Raw genomic sequence first — 17,628 nt, forward strand, 5'->3', positions numbered from 1 at the left:
TGCCAGAACGACCTATAAAAGAAAGGACTGCTGAGTCATCAGCAGTCCAGCCCTTCCAAATAACTCACGCGGAAAATCATGTCCTGATTGTAGTTACCGAAGCCTTTGCCGAACAACGTCAGGCCTCCGACATGGGCGGCGTTGTCTTCGACGGCAAGGCGGAATACCCATTGATTGCGGTTCAGACCAATCTGGTCGATTCCGACATCCGAAATTTTCTGACCATCGATGAAGGTACCGTTTTTCTGGACGCGGATAATCTTGAGCAGGCCGTACTGATTAACGAAATCCTGCCACCAAGTTGGCGTGTATTTCCCTTTTACGGCTCCGTAATCGCCGGGACTGGTCCACATGCCAATCCGGACGCCGTTCAGGGTAAATACGATATCCGACGGCCAGTTCTCATTGTAGCCCGGCGCCTCGGAGCTGATCTCCAGCACAATCTCAAGCTCCTCGGGACGTTGGCCCGGCAGCAGATAATTCGGGATCCGATACTCGACGTACCCTTTGCCGAACCATAGAATGCCGGCATTCATCCGCTCCGGCTCGAGGAAATACCTCGGGTCATCAAATTGGCCAATGACTTTCTCCGTTGTTGCAATACCGCAGGTCGGATACACCTCAAATTCGGTATAATGGCCGACCGGTATACTGATCTCGTGGGTTTTCTTCGGAGTAAAGCCGGGCTGCGGCAAATCAATCTGGATGCGAGAGGCCGCGATTTCGCAAATTTTATGCGTGCCACCCTGTTTTCTGACCATCTTCGTCTGGATAATTCCCGCCTGCTCGAGCTTGCGGACATGCATCGTTACGATGGCACTGCTCAGCCCAAGCGCGGCAGCCAGATCTTTGACATTCATCGGCTCAGCCGCAGCGGCGAGAAGATCCAGAATATTTAATCGCACAGGACTAGCCAGCGCTTCATAAAGCGGAAGCCAGGCTTGATCGGTATCCGCTTTGATTAACATGTTTCACATCCTGTTACTGAAGTTTAATTCGAATGACGTTCCAGGAAGCTTTGCTGAGAGAAGCTTCAATCGTGCCGTTTTGTTCAAGCTTTGCATTGCCGTTCGCATGCGGTTTCACGTTATCCGGATTTGCTGCCGTATTAACGGCTTGCAGGTCGTCATTCTCAAGGACAATATGCTCGATGACGCGGAACGAGCCAAAGCTGCGAAGATCGATGTCAAACGTTCTCGCATTGTCCAAATCGCGGTTAACCGCAAATACGGTTACTTCTCCAAGTTCTTCGTTATGAACGGCTACCGCTTCCACATAAGGTACATCGGTGTAATCCTTGGAGTCGTATTTATCCGATTTGAGCAAAGGAACCAATACCGTGCCGCGGCCGAACAGGCTTGCATGCATATACGGATAATAGATCGATTGCTTCCATGCGGCTCCGCCGTTCTCCGTCATAATTGGCGCAATAACGTTAACGAGCTGCGCGAGACAAGCCATTTTCACCCGGTCGGCGCGTTTCAGCAAGCTGATCAGCATGCAGCCAACCACAAGCGCATCCTCATGCGTATAAATATCCTCCAGCTGCGGCGGCGCGATGGACCAAGGCTCGATCTTGCGGTCGCTCTCGTTGGAGTGGAACCAGACATTCCATTCATCAAAGCTGAGGTTAATGTTTTTCTTGCTGCGCTTCTTCGCTTTCACATAGTCGGCCGTGGAAATAACCGTCTGAATAAAGGAATCCATTCCTAACGATTGAGCCAGGAAGTTCTTCGTATCCTTGTCTCTATTTCCATAATACTGATGCAGCGAAATGTAATCAACGTTATCGTACGTCAGATCAAGCACGGTTGCTTCCCAATCCGGGAAGGTTGGCATGCCAAGGCCCGAGCTGCCGCAGGCCACGAGCTCAATCGTTGGATCCACCCAGCGCATGATTTTAGCCGTTTCATTGGCAATGCGGCCGTATTCCACGGCTGTCTTTGCGCCAATCTGCCAAGGTCCGTCCATCTCGTTGCCAAGGCACCAGGTTTTAATATTATGCGGGTCTTTGTAGCCATGCTTAATGCGAAGATCGGACCAATACGAGCCGGAAGCATGGTTGGAGTATTCGATCAGATTGCGGGCATCTTCCGGCCCGCGGGTGCCGAGGTTAACAGCCATCATCGCTTCGGTGTTTGCTTTTTTGCACCAGTCCACAAACTCGTTAAAGCCTACCAGGTTAGGCTCGATTGTCCGCCATGCCAGTTCAAGACGGCTAGGGCGGTCCGCAACCGGACCAACGCCGTCCTCCCAGTTGTAACCGGATACAAAATTGCCGCCAGGGTAACGGACGATAGGTACGTCTAATCCTTTTACAAGCTCAAGCACGTCCGAACGGAAGCCTTGCTCGTCTGCAGACGGATGATCAGGCTCGTAAATACCGCCGTATACCGCACGTCCCAAATGCTCAATAAAGGAGCCGTAAATTCGTTTATCTACTTCGCCTACGATAAAATCTTTGTCAACGATCATTTTTGCACGGTTCGTCATTAAAGAATCACCTCGTGATAAATGTATAAATCAATATCTTTATTAAACATCAGCCAATGGAATAATTCAATAACGAATTCTTATATATTTGAATTAATAAAAATATTAATTAGTAAGAATAGTTTCATTTTGAAATACCCATTATTAAGAAGTTCTATGTTGAGTCCGCAGCCGGTTTCGACTAAACTGGAATCAGAAGGTAATTTTTCGATATGGTTCGCCATTCTTGCAGGAGATGAACTACGCAATGCCCAGCAAAATTCGCTCATTCGACGATGCAGCCGGACATGTCCTACAGCTTTTGACCTCGTTTCTTCATGTCGACACTCTCTTTATTGCGGTACAGGAGGGTTCAAGCCACCGGATCGTTGGTGCTTATAACCGAAGTGACATCCTCGTGCAGACCGGAATGACTTTTCAATCCGACATCAGCGTAATTATTGGACAACGTTCCCACTATATAGTTCCGATATCAACAAGCGATTGCGTCGTTCATGGCGCTCTTTATCTGGTTGACCGGGATCCCTTGTCCCCGAGCGAAGAGGAGCAGTCGGTTCTGAATGCCATGGCCGCCTTACTTGGTTACACGATAGATTTGGAGTACGCAACCGTTACCGACAGTTTAACCGGGTTGTACAATCGAAGGTTTCTGGACGAGCTGTTCCAGCGGAACATTGAGGCACCTCTAGGGGTCCTGTTTATCGATCTGAACGACTTCAAGCAGATTAACGATCAATTCGGCCATGAGTTTGGAGACCTGTTGCTCATTGAAATCGCCAAACGCCTGAAGCAGCAAATCCGGCACAGCGACCGGATCGTCAGGTACGGTGGCGATGAGTTTATTATCTGCTTCCAGAACTTAAGCGAGGATAACGGCGTTCGGACGGTACACGACAAGATCAACGCTGCTTTCCTGGATCCGTTTCTTGTTCAAGGCAAGCCCATTAGCCTATCGGCCAGCATTGGCATAAGCTCCAATCAAGACCGGTATACCAGTCTCAAGCAGCTGATTACCGACGCTGACCAAGCGATGTATCGAATGAAGCAGTTAAGAAAAAAACCTTGAAGGGAAAGCGCCATACCTAGGCGCCACACCTTCAAGGTTTTTTGTTTTGCTGCTAGCCGATGAGTCCGCCCACCGCTGTCCATATCCCGGTAATCAGGATGAGCCAAAGCGCGATTGTTTTGAACAGCTTGTCATTGAGCCGTCCAACCGCCTTAATCCCCATAATAACCCCGGCAATAAGCGCCGGAACCGCCCAGCCTGCCGTCTTCATAGCCGTCTCGTTAAGCAGTCCTTCATACCTATACGTCCCTATCGTAATGATATTCAGGATTAAGGCGTAAGCCGTAATGTTCGCCCTGAAGGTCATTTTGTCGAGGCCTTGGTTAGTCAAAAATAGCGCCACCGGAGGCCCGCTCATCGAGATGCTCCCGTTCAAAAAGCCGCTTACCGCACCAACCGGCGCATAAGCCAGCCGGCCAAGCGGAAAGCTTTTTCCGCTCAGCATCAGGATGGACACGACAGCGACAAGCAGGCCGGCCCCAAGCTTCAGCGCATTCGCCGGAACATATAGCAAGGCATAGGTTCCAAGCGGTGCCGCGAGCAAACTTGCGGCCATAAGCGGCCAAATCTGCCTGATCCTGATATGCTTCCGGCTGCTGTACAGCACGGCAATGTTGGTTAATAGACTTAAGACAACAACGACGGGGACGGCCTGCTGCATCGGCATCAGCTTTACAAGCAGCGGCATTGCTATTAAGGCAAAGCCAAAGCTTGTTAATCCCTGCACAAAGCCTGCAAGCAGGACAATCATAAAAACAAATACCAGTTCATCTAGATGCATAACGGAATGAAAGCTCCTGATTCTATTTAAGCAAGCGATAGACGACTTCAGCTGCCTCCGCGCGTGTCATCGATGCTGCCGGGGCAAACCGGTCACCGCTCCGTCCTTTTAACAGCCCTTGCTCATAAGCCCATTGTACAGAAGGCATAGCCCAATCCGCAATTGACGATTTGTCCAGGAACGGGAGTTCCTTTTCGGCAATAGAGGTAGCCGGGGCTGCTTTATGGGAAATTTCATAGGCTTTGGCCAGCATAACGGCCATTTCCTGGCGTGTAACCAGGCCGTTTGGCACAAACAGCTCTGCCGAACGTCCTTTTACAAGACCCGCTTCATAAGCCGCCGATACGGCTTCGGCATACCAGGCGGCTGCCGGTACATCGCTAAAGCGCGAACCTTGACCGCCGGTACCGGACAGCTTTAATGCACGAACAAGGATGGCGGTGAACTCGGCACGGCTGATCGCGCGCTCCGGTTCAAAGCTTGCGGCAGCGGTCCCGTTAATAATCTGCTTCGCCGAGAGGGATCCGATGGCAAGCGCTGCCCAATGCGCATCCGGCACATCCGTATAAGATTTTTTCACTTCAAGCAAACCATAGCTGCTGAAATGCGCAACGTCTGCCTGCCATACGCCATTTGAGAATTGCCCGCCAACATAATGGATGGATCCGTCTTCAGCGATATAATAAATGCCCGTCAATTCCGCGTTCCCGCTTTGCGAAGCCTTCATGCGAAGAGTCAACGGACTGCTGAACCTGGTCAGCTTCTCTACATTGCCGGCCGCATCGGTTAACGACAACTCAAAGTTATAAACGGTGCCAAGCGCTCGGACATCCGCGCCGGTGCCGGCAAGCCTTGTATCCGCAGCCTCCCCTGTCACGGGCACGAGGCTTAAAGTAATCTTGCTGCCCGCCTCCGTCTTCAGCTTGCCAAGCAGCTCGGTTACGACCGCCGAAGGAATCGTGAGGGACAGGTCTGCGGCAGACAAAGTAACAGGCCCTTTCTTCAATTGATCATACAAGCCGGCTGGTAAAACGGCCTGCGTTGTTCCCGTCGGTAACTCTACCGTATAACCGCCCTTGCCGTCCGCAGCCAATTGGGAGGAAGTAACGGTAGCAACACCGTTTATGTTATTGCTTGATCCCCCGCTATTGCCGCTGCTTGTTCCGCCGTTGCCGTTATTATCGCCGCCGGAAGGCAGATCTCCTACTCTCACCAGCGCAATATCGTCCATGTAGCCCCATGCACCAGCTGGAGCATCCACATCAAAACCAATGGATGCTTTGCCGTCACGAACTGCAATGGTGCTGACCTTATAAGAATGCCAATCGTTCCAGCCGGTATTTACAACATCGGTGCTGTACGTTAATCCGCCGGATTTGGCGAACAAGCTTATCTTCTGCTCGTCGTATACGCCGCCGGAAGCCGATGCGCGGAGCTCGTAAATGCCGTTTTCTAGGTTCTCGAAAGACTGCGTAACCGTATACTTAAATGCCGTGCCCAGCCAATAATTCAGCGCATACTCCCCGGACTTGGCATTAGCCGCATTATGCTCGACCTTAACCGCTCCGCTATCCCCCGTAACCGTCCAAGGTACAAGAGTGCCGGTTTCGAAGCCTGGATTTTGCACGACGTTAACTTCTGCCGCTTCCACTTTTACCAGTTCAAGCTTGTCAAAATACCCCCATGCTCCTGCCGGTCCGTTCACATGAATACCGACCTTTAATTGGCCGTCCGTAACCCGAATCTCCCCAATCGTATATGGCTTCCAGACGTTGTATCCGGCATTCGTTACCGGAGTGGAAAGCGTCTGTCCGCCGGTCTCAACCGTCAGCGAGATCGTCTGATCCGCATATTCGCCCCCGGAAGCATAGCCGCGAAGCTCATACGTTCCGTTCTCAAGACCCGTTACCGTCTGCGATACCTGATAGGCAAAAGCCGAGCCGGACCAATAATTCAAAGCGTATTCGCCAGCTTTTGCGTTACCCGCATTATGTTCGATTTTCACCGCGCCCGTATCGCCGGAAACCGTCCAATCCGCCAACGTACCGCTCTCAAAGCCGCCATTTTTCAACAGATTCGGGCTTCCCGTCACCGTCACTTCTACCGAGGTACGAAGATTCGTGCCCGCCACATTCCCTTGAACCGTAAACGTTCCCGGCGTACTCAACAGCTCCGGGTTATATTCCTCCCATTCAACCGGTGCCGCCGTAATGGTCCCTTCGTTATAAAGCACCTTTGTATCTGCCGGCAGTATCAAGGCATCTCCCGTTGCAATCGTAACCGGTGTCGCCGGGTACACGAGGATCGGATCTACGCTTGCGATGCTCCCCGGTACATATTGGAATGCGTTAAGCGAGTCAAGCGCATTGCCGTCATAATCAAACATCGCCTGATTCTCCCATGCATTGCCTTCGCCTTGCTTCCAGCCAACGCCCGGCAGCCAAGCCGGCTCCCAGTAAAAAACCCCGAGTCCCAGTCCGCCTTGCACATGGGCAACGGTGTTCAGCACCGTCTCGGTGACAAGCTTCTGGTTCGCCACGGATGCTTCAAAGCCAACCAGCTTCGTTTCGTTCTCGCCAACCGTATTGGGATGATCATCGCCATTCTCAAGCGTATTGGCATACGACGTTTCCGCCACGACAATCGGCTTGCCGTATCTTGCGGCGATATCGTCCATATTGGATTTCAGCTGCTGGAACGTACCGTGCCAGAACGGATAATACGACATGCCGAAAACGTCATAGTCTACATTCCGCGCTTCCATTGCGTCAAAAAAGCTGCGGAACTTGCCGTTATTGCCGCCTTCCGCCAAATGCAGCATGATTTGCGTCGTTTGACCGTTTGGCGTAGTATCCCGTACCGCTTTAACGCCTTCGCCGATCAACCCGGCAAGGTTATCCATATTGCCGGTCGATCCGTCGGGCAGCAGCATGCCGCTGTTAATTTCGTTGCCGATCTGCACCATGTCCGGATAAGCATCCGCATCCGCCAGATCGCTCATGACATCCGCCGTATAATCATAAACAGCTGACTTCAGATCCGCAAAGCTGAGGTCCTTCCACGCCGCCGGCTTTACCTGCTGACCGGGATCCGCCCAGAAGTCGGAATAATGGAAATCCAGAAGCAGCTTCATTCCTGCCGCCTTCACCCGCTCCGCCATCGCAAGCACATGAGCCTTGTCATTGTAGCCATCCGCTTGCACCGGGTCATTCCAGAGGCGAAGACGGACGTAATTGACGCCATGATTTTTCATGATGGTCAACAGATCCTGCTGGATTCCTCCATCGTAAAACTTCACATTCTTATCCTCGAGCGCCTGCAAAGTCGAAATATCGACGCCTTTAATAAACGTATCGGGATCGGACAAATTGCTCTCCGCCGCCTCCGCTTTTTTCACCGGCCCAACAGCCAGCATCGATGTAAGCGCTAACGTAAATGTGAAAAATAAAAGAATGCTTCTTCTCACCATTCGTTTCATAAATTTTCCTCCCCATTTGGCTATAAATAAGGAGGAGACTTTTGTCTCCTCCTTAAGCTGAGAAAATTGTTCTAAGAGAATAGTTGGCGAAAGGAAAAGGGGTGTCCCCTGAGGAGCGTTAGCGTCCGCCTTTGTCTGCAGGAAATCTCCTTAACAAATTGGATTCATCTTTCCTGCAGACAACAGCGGCCGAAGGGGATACCCCGTTCCTGCACGCCTCCCATTCTCGAATCAATCATTTTCTTGCAAGGGAGAGACAACGGTCTCCCCTTATTGATTAGCCAAAAAAGCATCGATCTGAGATTGCAGCTCTTTCTGAACCTTCTCGATACCCGCTGCTTTCAGCTGCGCGATCAGATCCGCTTGGCCTTTGTCGATGTCCTTGATCAGGCCGTACTCGAGCGGAATCGCGTAACGAAGCATCACGTTGCCTACGTTAGCTACTTCGTTCTTCACGTTGGCGTCGTTGAATACAAAGGTCTCAAGCTTGAAATGGTAAACCTTCTTTTCCCAATCCGTTGCAATCGCGTCTGCTTCCGCCGGATACGATGCGTCTTTACGGTTCAGAGGGGAGTTCGAGCCCCAGTTGGAGAAGCCGGTGTAGTTCGGCGTGCCAGGCAAAGCGTTAAACTTGTCATCGCCTACAGGCTCATAGTTCGTGCCCGCAATGCCGTACATGAACAGGTCATGGATTTCTTTATCGTTTTGCAGCAGGTCAAGCACCATGAGCGAACGATCCGCTTTCTTCGACGTCGCATGGATCGCAAAGCCGTTTTGCGTCGAGATTGCCGCGATTTTCTTGCTGTTAGGCGTCAGATCCGCGATGGCCAGCTCAACATTCGGCTGCTCGCGTTTCAGTTCAGCCAGGTTCATCGCTACCGTACCCAGGTTTTGAGCGTAAGAAGCGGTTTTGCCGGCTTTAATATCCTGCCATACGTCGTTTTTGTTGGACACGATATTTTTGGACCATGCGCCGTTGTCAGCCAGATCTTTATAATAAGCAAGAAGGGATTTGAATTCCGGTGTGTCGTAAATGTTGAATACTTTGCCTGTTGCATCGTCCAGCTTGTAAGCAAGCGGCATGCTGTAGTCGACCAGGTTGAAATCATTCGCCTGCTCGAGCAGGATCTGGTCAAGCTCATGCCATTTCCAGCCGTCGGCGCCTTTGGCGTTAAAGCCGTTAATGCCTTTTTCGTTAGCCGCAATCGCCTTCAGATAAGCCGCGTAAGTCTCAGGGCTGTTAACCGGCTCCAGGTTATATTTCTTGCGCAGATCTTCGCGGATCAGCACCGCTTTGTCCGTTACTTCCGGGTTGTTGTTCGGCACCATGAACTGCTTGCCGTTCACCTTGGACTGCTCCCATGCTACCGCAGGCATAGCTTTCATCGTTTGCGGCATAAACTTGCTGAGCATATCGTCGGTCAACTCCATGAAGCCGCCTTTGAGTGCCTGGTCATTGTAGAACGCCCAGTTCGCCGTGTATGCGATATCGAAATCTTCGTTTGCCGCGAATTTCAGCGGGTACTTCTGCGTCCAGTCCGCCCAATCGAGGAACTCGGCATCGATGGTTGCGTTAACCTTTTCTTTCAGCTTTTTATTGATCTCCGCGAATACCGCGTCGTAATCAACAGGCTTGCCGCCAACCATCAGCATTTTGATCTTTAGCTCTTGCGAGGTGTCAACCGCGCCGGCATCAGCCGATGCCGCAGGAGATTGCGATTCCGCGGCAGGCGACCCTGTCGCTCCCGCATTTGTTCCGCCGTTATTACCATTGTTGCTGCCGCATGCACCAAGAACCGTAGCAGATAGGGCAAACGTTGCTGCCAGCATCATGACCGTTTTTTTGTTTCGCATGTGTATCCCCCTAAATAATGGTAGTCCTATATGATAACCAGGTCGCCCTGAGGTCATCCTAACCTTTTACTGCGCCAAGGGTGAGGCCTTGCACGAAATAACGCTGAATGAACGGATAAGCGAGCAGGATTGGCCCGGTAGCGACAATCGTCATCGCCATTTTCAAGCTTTCCGTCGGTATGTTGGTCGTAACGACCGCTCCCGAGGCAACCATCGCCTTGCGCATGCCATCCATATTGCCAAGCATTTTGTACAGATAATACTGAAGCGGCATGAGCTTCTCATCGCTCACAAACAGCAGCGCATTGTACCAGTCATTCCAGTAAGCCAAAGCGATGAACAAACCGATGGTGGCAAGTACAGGCTTGGACAGGGGCAGGATCAGCTGGACGAAAATGCGGAAGTCCCCCGCGCCGTCGATCTTGGCCGATTCGGTAATCGCCTCCGGAATGCTGCTCATAAACGTCTTCATGACGATAATGTAGAACACGTTCAGCAGCATCGGGAGAATAAGGACGATCAACTTGTCTTTCAAATCCAGATACGTAACGATCAGCATATACCATGGTACAAGACCTCCGCTGAACAATGTCGTAAAGAAGAAGAAGAAAGCAAACTGGTTGCGCCACCTGAAATCTTTGCGCTGAAGAACGTAAGCCGTCATCGCAGTTATGAATAAACCAACTAGCGTCCCGGCTGCCGTCACCGCAATGGTGACCCCATACGCCCGGAGCATTTGCTCCGGATATTTAAACAGAATGCTGTAAGCATCCGTGGACCACACCGCCGGTATGAGCTGATAACCTTTCTCCACAATGGAGCTTTCCTGCGATAATGAGGATGATACTACAAGCAGGAACGGTATGAAGCAGATAACAGCCAAGAGCGATATAAAGATGTATCCGATGAATCTCAGCAGCATGATGTCCGCCTGACGTTTAACCCCGCTTTTTCCCGTTTGGGCAATTGCACTCATCTATAAACCCTCCTTCGTAAGCATGTGCTTAGAACAATGCATGATCTTTGTCGTATTTGCGTACCGCATAGTTAGCCAGCAAGATCGTTGCAAAGCCAAGCACGGATTGATAGAAGCCTGCAGCGGCCGATAAGCCGATTTCGTTCGAGGTCGTCAGCGACCGGAAGACGAAGGTATCGATAACGTCGGTTGAGGAGAACAAGAGGCCGTTGTTGCCGACCATGTTGTAGAACATCCCGAAATCTCCTCTGAAAATATTGCCTACGGCAAGCAGGACCAGAATGATCACGGTTGGGAACAGATTCGGCAGCGTAATGCGCCAGATCCGCTGGAACACGTTTGCTCCGTCGATCTCAGCCGCTTCGTACATCTCGTTGTCGATCCCCGTGATGGCCGCCAGATACATAACCGAACCGTAGCCAAGCGTTTTCCAAGCGGATACGAGCACGAGAATGACCGGCCAATAGGAAGGCGTGTTGTAAATATCAACCGGCTGCATGCCTACAGCCTTCAGCAGCACGTTCAGCGTACCCACGTCGTAATTGAAGAGGTTGTAAGCAATAGCGCCTACGACAACCCACGAAATAAAGTAAGGAAGGAACAGCATCGTTTGCGTTAACTTGCGGAACCATTTGCCCACCGCTTCGAACAAGAAGATCGCCGCCGCGATTTGCAGCACGTTGTTGACGATGATAAAGGCGATGTTATAAAGCGCCGTATTCCTCGTAACCATCCAGGCATTGCCCGATTCGAAGAAAAAGCGGAAGTTGCTGATTCCGTTCCACGGACTTCCGAATATGCCGCCCGTGTTGTTGTATTGTTTGAATGCAAGCACAATGCCGGCCATCGGGACGTAAGCGAACAGTATAAAAAAGAATACCGCCGGCGCCAGCATGAGCAGCAGCGTCTTGTTCTGAAGGGCGTAACCCCAAAATCCGCGTCGCTTCATTCGTTTCTCCTCCTGTACAATCTCTCTGTCTTATACGTTAATTATATAAACCTCACAGCCCCTCCAAAATTAAGCCAAACTACAAAAAGTAATACTTAATCTACGATTTTGGCTGGAAAGTTTAGTTTATAAGGGGAGGAAAAACAAAAGCCCGCAGGCTTGGAAAAACAGCCGCAGGCTTATGAATGAAGGTCAAACGGGCTAGATTTTATGCTTCTTTCGGTATTCGCCTGGTGTCATGCCGGTAAACTGCTTGAACTGCCGGTTGAAATAAATGATGTTCTTGTAGCCGACCCTCTCCGCTATTTCGTATACCTTCAGACAAGGATCCGCAAGCAGCTCCCTGACGCGGTCCATGCGCCGTTCATTCAGCCAGTCGCTGAATAAGGTGCCGGTCTCTTCCTTGAACAAGGTGCTCAAATAGTTAGGCGTAAAATCAAAAAACGCCGCTACTTCCTTCAGCGTAATCTTCTGCTCCAGCCGCTCGTCCACAAACGCCATAATGTTGTCGAACAGCTTGCGCTTCTGCTTCTGGCGCTTTACGTACAGCAGCTCGGACAGCTCGAAAAACCTTCTTCGCAGCCAGGACAGGATATCGTCGATCGTCTCGAACTGGAACAGTACGGCCGCCTTTTGCGCATCCCATTTCAGCAGCTCGTACAGATTTTCGTTTTGCTGCAGCAGATCGGCATGCAGCTTCGACGTTATCCGGATAATCAGGTCGTACGCATATTGCTTCTGGGATACGCTTTCGTTCTTGTCGAACAGCTTCAGCAGCCGGTCGTCTATTGCTACCAGGTCGTAATCGAGAATGGCGTTCAGCATCTCTTCGACGTTCTCTTCGACATTGGGCTCCAGCTTGTCTTCTCTTGCCGTGCCGGATACATCCTTGATCAGCCGGTTTTTGCCCAGCAGCCACTTCGCGCTAAGGGCCGCCTGCGCCTGCCGGTACGATTCGCGCAGCTCCTCCGTGTCCCGTGCGGAGCTGCCGGCTCCTGCCGTGATCGTTACGGGGAAGCTCTGGCGGACCTCGCCAACCAACTCCTCCAGCATGGCGTTAAACCGGTCATCGGAAATGGGAGAGAGAATAACGATCCGCTGATCATGGCTGACCAGCACCGTACCTCCGTCATGGTCGCCAACGAACTGCTCGATAAAGGAGGAGATGCTGCGGACCTGGCTGCGCCGCTCCTGTTCGGGAATTTTCCACTCCACGTCATCGATCTCGATAACCGCTGCGGCTGCCCCGTATTGCAGGAGCGAGTTCAGGAACGGAGCGATATGCTCCCGCTCATGCTCTTCTGTTGCATCGGCCAGCCACTTAAGCATCAGCTCCCTATTCACGAGCGACAAGGCCTCCGTTACGATCGAATGACGCTTCCGCTCGCTCTCCACCTGCGTATACACCGTTTCCAGCATCTCATGCAGCTCCTGGTCCTTGACCGGCTTCAGCAAATAGCCCGAAGCGTTCATCTGTATCGCTTCCTTCGCGTATTGAAAATCCTCGTGACCGCTTATAAAAACAACCTGCACATGCGGATTCCGTTCCTTCGCCTTCCGCGCGAATTCCGTCCCCGACATAATCGGCATCCGGATATCGGACAGAATGACATCGATCCGCTCGTCTTCCATCAGCCTCAGAGCTTCAAAGCCGCTGCTTGCCGTCCCCACCACCTGCAAGGGCAGCGGGCTGCCCGTTACCCTGCGCCGCATCCATTCCAGATCTATCGCTTCGTCATCTACTAGTAATACTGTAATCATGCCAGCAGTCTCCTTTGCTCTTCCTCGTCCACGTTGCCCTGCCGGTCGATCGGCAGCAGGATCCGCACGGTTGTCCCTCCGCCAAACACGCTTCCGATCTCAATCCCGTACTCGTCGCCATACCGCAGCTTGATGCGGTCATCCACGTTTCGGATGCCGTATCCGCCCGACTGTCCCGGCTGTGCCATAACGGCCTTCAAAACATCCGGCTTCATCCCGATCCCGGTGTCAATGATCTTCAGCTCCACCTTATTCCCTGCCGCTCTGCCGCTGATCCGGATCGCGATATGGCTGCCAAACCAGGCATGCTTGAAAATATTTTCTACAAAAGGCTGCAGGATCAGCTTAATCACCTTGCAGTCCCCAAGTCCCCGCTCCATATCGATATGAACATCAAATTTCCCCGCGTATTTTATACGCTGGATGTCCAGATAAGCTTCAACCTGTTCCAGCTCCTTCGCCAGCGGAATAAATACCTGGCCGTCGTTCAGCGTAAGCCGGTAAAACTTCGCCAGTCCTTCCACCATGCCCGTCACCTTCTCCGTCTCCGACAAATTCGCAAGGCTGCCTATCGTCGACAGGGTGTTGTACAGGAAATGCGGATTAATCTGCGCCTGCAGCGCTTCGAGCTCCGCCTGTTTTTTCTGAATGCCTTCCACGTATACCTTTTTGATCAGGTCCTGAATGTTCTCCGCCATATCGTTAAACGCACCGGCAATATGAACAAACTCGTCATTGCCGCTGAAGCGCAGTCGCTTCTGGAAGCTTCCCTGCTGGAAGGAACGGAGGAACGTGACGATACGCCTCATTTTTCGTCCGGACAATCTGGCTACGAGGAACCCGATAATCGACATCACAAGAAAGCTGATCAGGCATACGTAGAAAATAACGCTCCCCAGCTTGCCCGCATCTTTTCTCAGGTATTCGTTCGGAACCAGCGTCTCTATTACGAAGCTGGTGTTCGGAATCTTATTTTGCATAACGAGATAAGTGCCGTTATCCTCCTCTGGCATCGTGCTTGCAGCAGCAGCCCCGTCCGTATCCCCATTGTCTCCCCGTTGATAGAGAACCGTATCGCTGCCCGTGTCCACCAGGCGAAGAATAAGCCCCTCCTCGGTTGGAAACGCTTTAAAATCCCCGAGCAAATCATCCAGCCGCGTCGTAATCCGGACATAGCCGATAATCGTCTTATAATCGTTGTAAGAGACCAGCTTCCGGAAATGCGAAATATTGTTCAGGGTCCGGTCGGTATCGACCTGCAGCCATATATTATCCTTGTCCGAATCCTGAATTGCATTAAACCACGACTTATTCGTAATCTCGCTGTACGGCAAAATGTAATAATCGCTGTCCTTAATCTCCTCGTACATGCTGTCTCCGTCAACCTCGTTCAAATAGCCGTTGGTCGTATAAACTAGCAGCCGGATATGATTGCCGTACAAGTGAAGCGGCGCCTGGATCTGAGGCACGATCTCATCCAGCATCGTCAGATACGTCTGGAGCGGATCTCCTTTCTTCTGCAGCGCCCGCTGAAAGGATAAGCTGCCGAACAGCGTATCGGACATTCGCTGTATCTCGCCCAGCTGGTAGCTCAGGTTATTTTCCGTCTGCTCCATGGCCGTCTTAATGTTGGTCTCTGCCATTTCCGTACGGGATTGCACCAGCATCGTATACGAGACATAACCGATGACAACGTCCGTAACCAAGACCAGCAGCAGGTAGGAAATCATCATTTTATACGTAAACGGCATGAAGGTTCTCATCCGCTTCTCCATATTGCTGCGCCCTCCTAGGTCCTATCGTTCATGAATAGGGAAATCATATACGAATTTGTCTAATAAATAAATAGGAGATTACTTGAACGCTAAAGGGCATATCCAACCGCCACGGCGGCATACACATGGTATGAACGGTATTTATCAAGTACGGGGGGATAGCGGAATGAATCAGGATGAGATCCGTGCACTGGAATATGCCATCGATGAAATTACGGAAATCGCGACAGGTTTCGGTCTAGATTTTTACCCGATGCGTTATGAGATTTGTCCGGCGGACATCATTTACACCTTTGGCGCTTACGGGATGCCGACGCGCTTCAGCCACTGGAGCTTCGGCAAAACGTTCAACAAGATGAAGATGCAATACGACTTCGGTCTAAGCAAAATATACGAGCTTGTGATCAACTCGAATCCGTGTTACGCCTTCCTGCTCGAAGGCAACTCGCTGATTCAGAATAAGCTCATTGTCGCGCACGTTCTGGCCCACTGCGATTTCTTCAAGAACAATGCCCGCTTCAGCCAAACCAACCGCAACATGGTGGAGAGCATGTCCGCTACCGCCGACCGCATTCATCAATACGAGATGGACCACGGCACGGAAGCCGTCGAGAAGTTTATTGACGCCGTTCTGGCCATTCAGGAGCATGTGGATCCGACCATTATTAAGCCTTACCAGCTGGATAAGACCCGGTATATCGAGCTGCTGACGAAGGAAAAATCGCGTTCCTCGAAGCAGTCGGCAAAGTCGGAATACGAGGATTTGTGGTCACTCGAGGAGATCGCCGAGTCGGCTGGAGCAGCCCCTCCGGCGTCCAATCACTTCCCTCCGGAGCCCGAGAAGGATCTGGTCTGGTTCATCGAGGAATATTCGCCAAAGCTTGAGCCTTGGCAGCGCGACATCATGTCGATGCTCCGCGACGAGATGCTTTACTTCTGGCCGCAGATCGAGACGAAGATCATGAACGAAGGCTGGGCTTCGTATTGGCATCAGCGCATTATCCGCGAGTTGTCGCTTACAAGCGACGAGACGATCGAGTTTGCCAAGCTGAACTCCTCCGTCGTTGTCCCTTCCCGCCACAGCCTCAACCCGTATTATCTCGGGCTGAAGATCTTCGAGGATATCGAGAAGCGCTGGGATAAACCAACGAAGGAAGAGCAGGCGCGGTTCGGACGCGTGCCGGGCAAAGGCCGGGAGAAAATTTTCGAGGTCCGGGAAGAAGATTCCGACATCTCCTTCTTGCGCAACTACTTAACCAAGAATCTGACCGACGAGCTCGATCTTTACATCTTCGAGAAGAAAGGCCCCGAATGGAAAATTACCGATAAATCCTGGGAAAATATCCGCGATCAGCTCGTCTATTCCAAGGTGAACGGCGGCTTCCCGAGCATCGTTGTCACCGACGGAGACTTCAACCGCATCGGCGAGCTGTACCTGAAGCATAACTACGAGGGAACCGAGCTGGACTTGAAATACGTCGAGCGGACCCTCCCTTATGTCGTGCAGCTGTGGGGCAAAAACGTCCACCTCGAGACCATCGTTGAGGACAAGAAAATCGTGTTTAGCTGCGACGGGAAGAAGACCAGCCGGAAGTTTGTGTAGCGTTTTTGATTAAAAAAAGCCGCATCCACGGCCTGTTCGTCAGGCACCGGATTGCGGCTTTTCCTTATTATGCGTCCTTCCGCCCGTAACTCCTCGCGAACTCTTTCATCTTCTTGTACGCCTTTGGGTCAAGTCGCTTCACGGGGTAAAACTGCGGGTGATTGGAGTTGACTTCTATGACCCAGAGGCGCTGCTTCTCGTCGTAAGCAAAATCGATGCCCAGCTCATGCATGCCTTTGCGTTTGCCGCTGAGATGCTTAGCTATTTTAAGCGATTTCGATTTTAGCTGCGAGATCCGCTTCGCTGTTTTCTTTGGCGAGAGGCCTTGCTTCTTCCCAAGCTTCTCCATCGTATACAGCTTGCCGCCTTGATAATAATTCGTAACAATCTTCTTTGGAGCCCCAACCTTCACTATACAGCCGTTTACGGTCCAGGAGCCGCCCGGCTTGCGCTGCACCATTACCCGGATGTCATACGCTCTGCCGTCCACGCGGTCGAGTGAAATGCCTTGCTGAATAATTAACCTTTTCTCAGACCTCTTGCTGATATGGTCATACACGGCTGAAGTCGCAGTCAACCGCCGGCTAAGCTGCTTTTTGTTCACGATATGCTTGACCGTATAGCCGGAGCCCTTCGCTTTCTTGACTTTAAAAATCCCCACTCCGAGCGAGCCCGTATCCGGCTTTACATAGACCGAGGAGTGCTCTGCCAGCATCGATGCCATATGTTTCCGGCTGAACGATACGGTGTGAGGGACAAGCTTCTTCAAGCTTTTGTGAGAAAGTAAATAGCGGCACACCTTAAGCTTTCCGTAGATGTTTCGGCTTTTGTATTTTTTTACGTACATGGAATTCACCCTCCAATCCCAGTGTATGTTCCGTCGCTTAATGCC

General features: G+C 51.5%; 12 protein-coding genes. 2 read left to right on the forward strand and 10 right to left on the reverse strand.

Translation table 11 applies throughout. The features are described from left to right. Positions 1–38: 38 nt before the first annotated feature. Together PGL01S_RS07425 and arfA are read right to left on the reverse strand one after the other, a co-directional pair. Complete coding sequence (locus tag PGL01S_RS07425) at positions 39–968, reverse strand: ArsR/SmtB family transcription factor (RefSeq protein ID WP_127493011.1); 930 nt, start codon at positions 966–968, stop codon at positions 39–41. Between the two features lie 13 nt (positions 969–981). Further along, positions 982–2,493, reverse strand: coding sequence for an arabinosylfuranosidase ArfA (gene arfA, locus PGL01S_RS07430; RefSeq protein ID WP_127493013.1), 1,512 nt, complete (start codon positions 2,491–2,493; stop codon positions 982–984). A gap of 247 nt (positions 2,494–2,740) precedes the next feature. On the opposite strand from arfA, the gene PGL01S_RS07435 reads away from it, so the two are divergent. Further along, complete coding sequence (locus PGL01S_RS07435; RefSeq protein WP_164775403.1) at positions 2,741–3,559, forward strand: GGDEF domain-containing protein; 819 nt, start codon at positions 2,741–2,743, stop codon at positions 3,557–3,559. Between the two features lie 52 nt (positions 3,560–3,611). On the opposite strand, the gene PGL01S_RS07440 is transcribed toward PGL01S_RS07435, so the two are convergent. From PGL01S_RS07440 to PGL01S_RS07470, 7 genes are all read right to left on the reverse strand, one after another. Continuing rightward, positions 3,612–4,340, reverse strand: a complete 729-nt coding sequence (locus tag PGL01S_RS07440; protein WP_127493016.1) for a sulfite exporter TauE/SafE family protein — start codon at positions 4,338–4,340, stop codon at positions 3,612–3,614. Between the two features lie 22 nt (positions 4,341–4,362). Next, the gene (locus PGL01S_RS07445; protein ID WP_127493018.1) at positions 4,363–7,818 is read right to left on the reverse strand and encodes a glycosyl hydrolase 53 family protein; all 3,456 of its coding nucleotides are present in this window, start codon (positions 7,816–7,818) and stop codon (positions 4,363–4,365) included. 270 nt (positions 7,819–8,088) lie between these two features. Continuing rightward, entirely contained in the window at positions 8,089–9,672 is a 1,584-nt protein-coding gene (locus PGL01S_RS07450) for a DUF3502 domain-containing protein (protein ID WP_127493019.1), read from the reverse strand. Between the two features lie 58 nt (positions 9,673–9,730). After that, positions 9,731–10,648 carry a carbohydrate ABC transporter permease gene (locus PGL01S_RS07455; RefSeq protein WP_127493021.1) on the reverse strand — a complete coding sequence of 306 codons (918 nt, stop codon included), beginning with the start codon at positions 10,646–10,648 and terminating at the stop codon, positions 9,731–9,733. Positions 10,649–10,676: 28 nt separating this feature from the next. Beyond that, positions 10,677–11,597: an ABC transporter permease gene (locus PGL01S_RS07460; RefSeq protein ID WP_127493023.1), complete on the reverse strand. Its 921-nt coding sequence runs from the start codon at positions 11,595–11,597 to the stop codon at positions 10,677–10,679. A gap of 201 nt (positions 11,598–11,798) precedes the next feature. Further along, entirely contained in the window at positions 11,799–13,358 is a 1,560-nt protein-coding gene (locus PGL01S_RS07465) for a response regulator (RefSeq protein WP_127493024.1), read from the reverse strand. Continuing rightward, entirely contained in the window at positions 13,355–15,133 is a 1,779-nt protein-coding gene (locus tag PGL01S_RS07470; RefSeq protein ID WP_127493026.1) for a sensor histidine kinase, read from the reverse strand. The genes PGL01S_RS07465 and PGL01S_RS07470 overlap by 4 nt, the downstream gene beginning before the upstream one ends. A gap of 166 nt (positions 15,134–15,299) precedes the next feature. Here PGL01S_RS07470 and PGL01S_RS07475 point away from each other — a divergent pair, with 166 nt between their 5' ends. Beyond that, positions 15,300–16,736 carry a SpoVR family protein gene (locus PGL01S_RS07475; protein ID WP_127493028.1) on the forward strand — a complete coding sequence of 479 codons (1,437 nt, stop codon included), beginning with the start codon at positions 15,300–15,302 and terminating at the stop codon, positions 16,734–16,736. Between the two features lie 67 nt (positions 16,737–16,803). On the opposite strand, the gene PGL01S_RS07480 is transcribed toward PGL01S_RS07475, so the two are convergent. Continuing rightward, on the reverse strand, positions 16,804–17,583 hold the full coding sequence (locus tag PGL01S_RS07480) for a YheC/YheD family protein (RefSeq protein ID WP_127493030.1): 780 nt from the start codon (positions 17,581–17,583) through the stop codon (positions 16,804–16,806). Positions 17,584–17,628 lie beyond the last annotated feature (45 nt).

It is taken from the genome of Paenibacillus glycanilyticus NBRC 16618, from assembly GCF_004000805.1.
Classification (GTDB): Bacteria; Bacillota; Bacilli; order Paenibacillales; family Paenibacillaceae; genus Pristimantibacillus; species Pristimantibacillus glycanilyticus.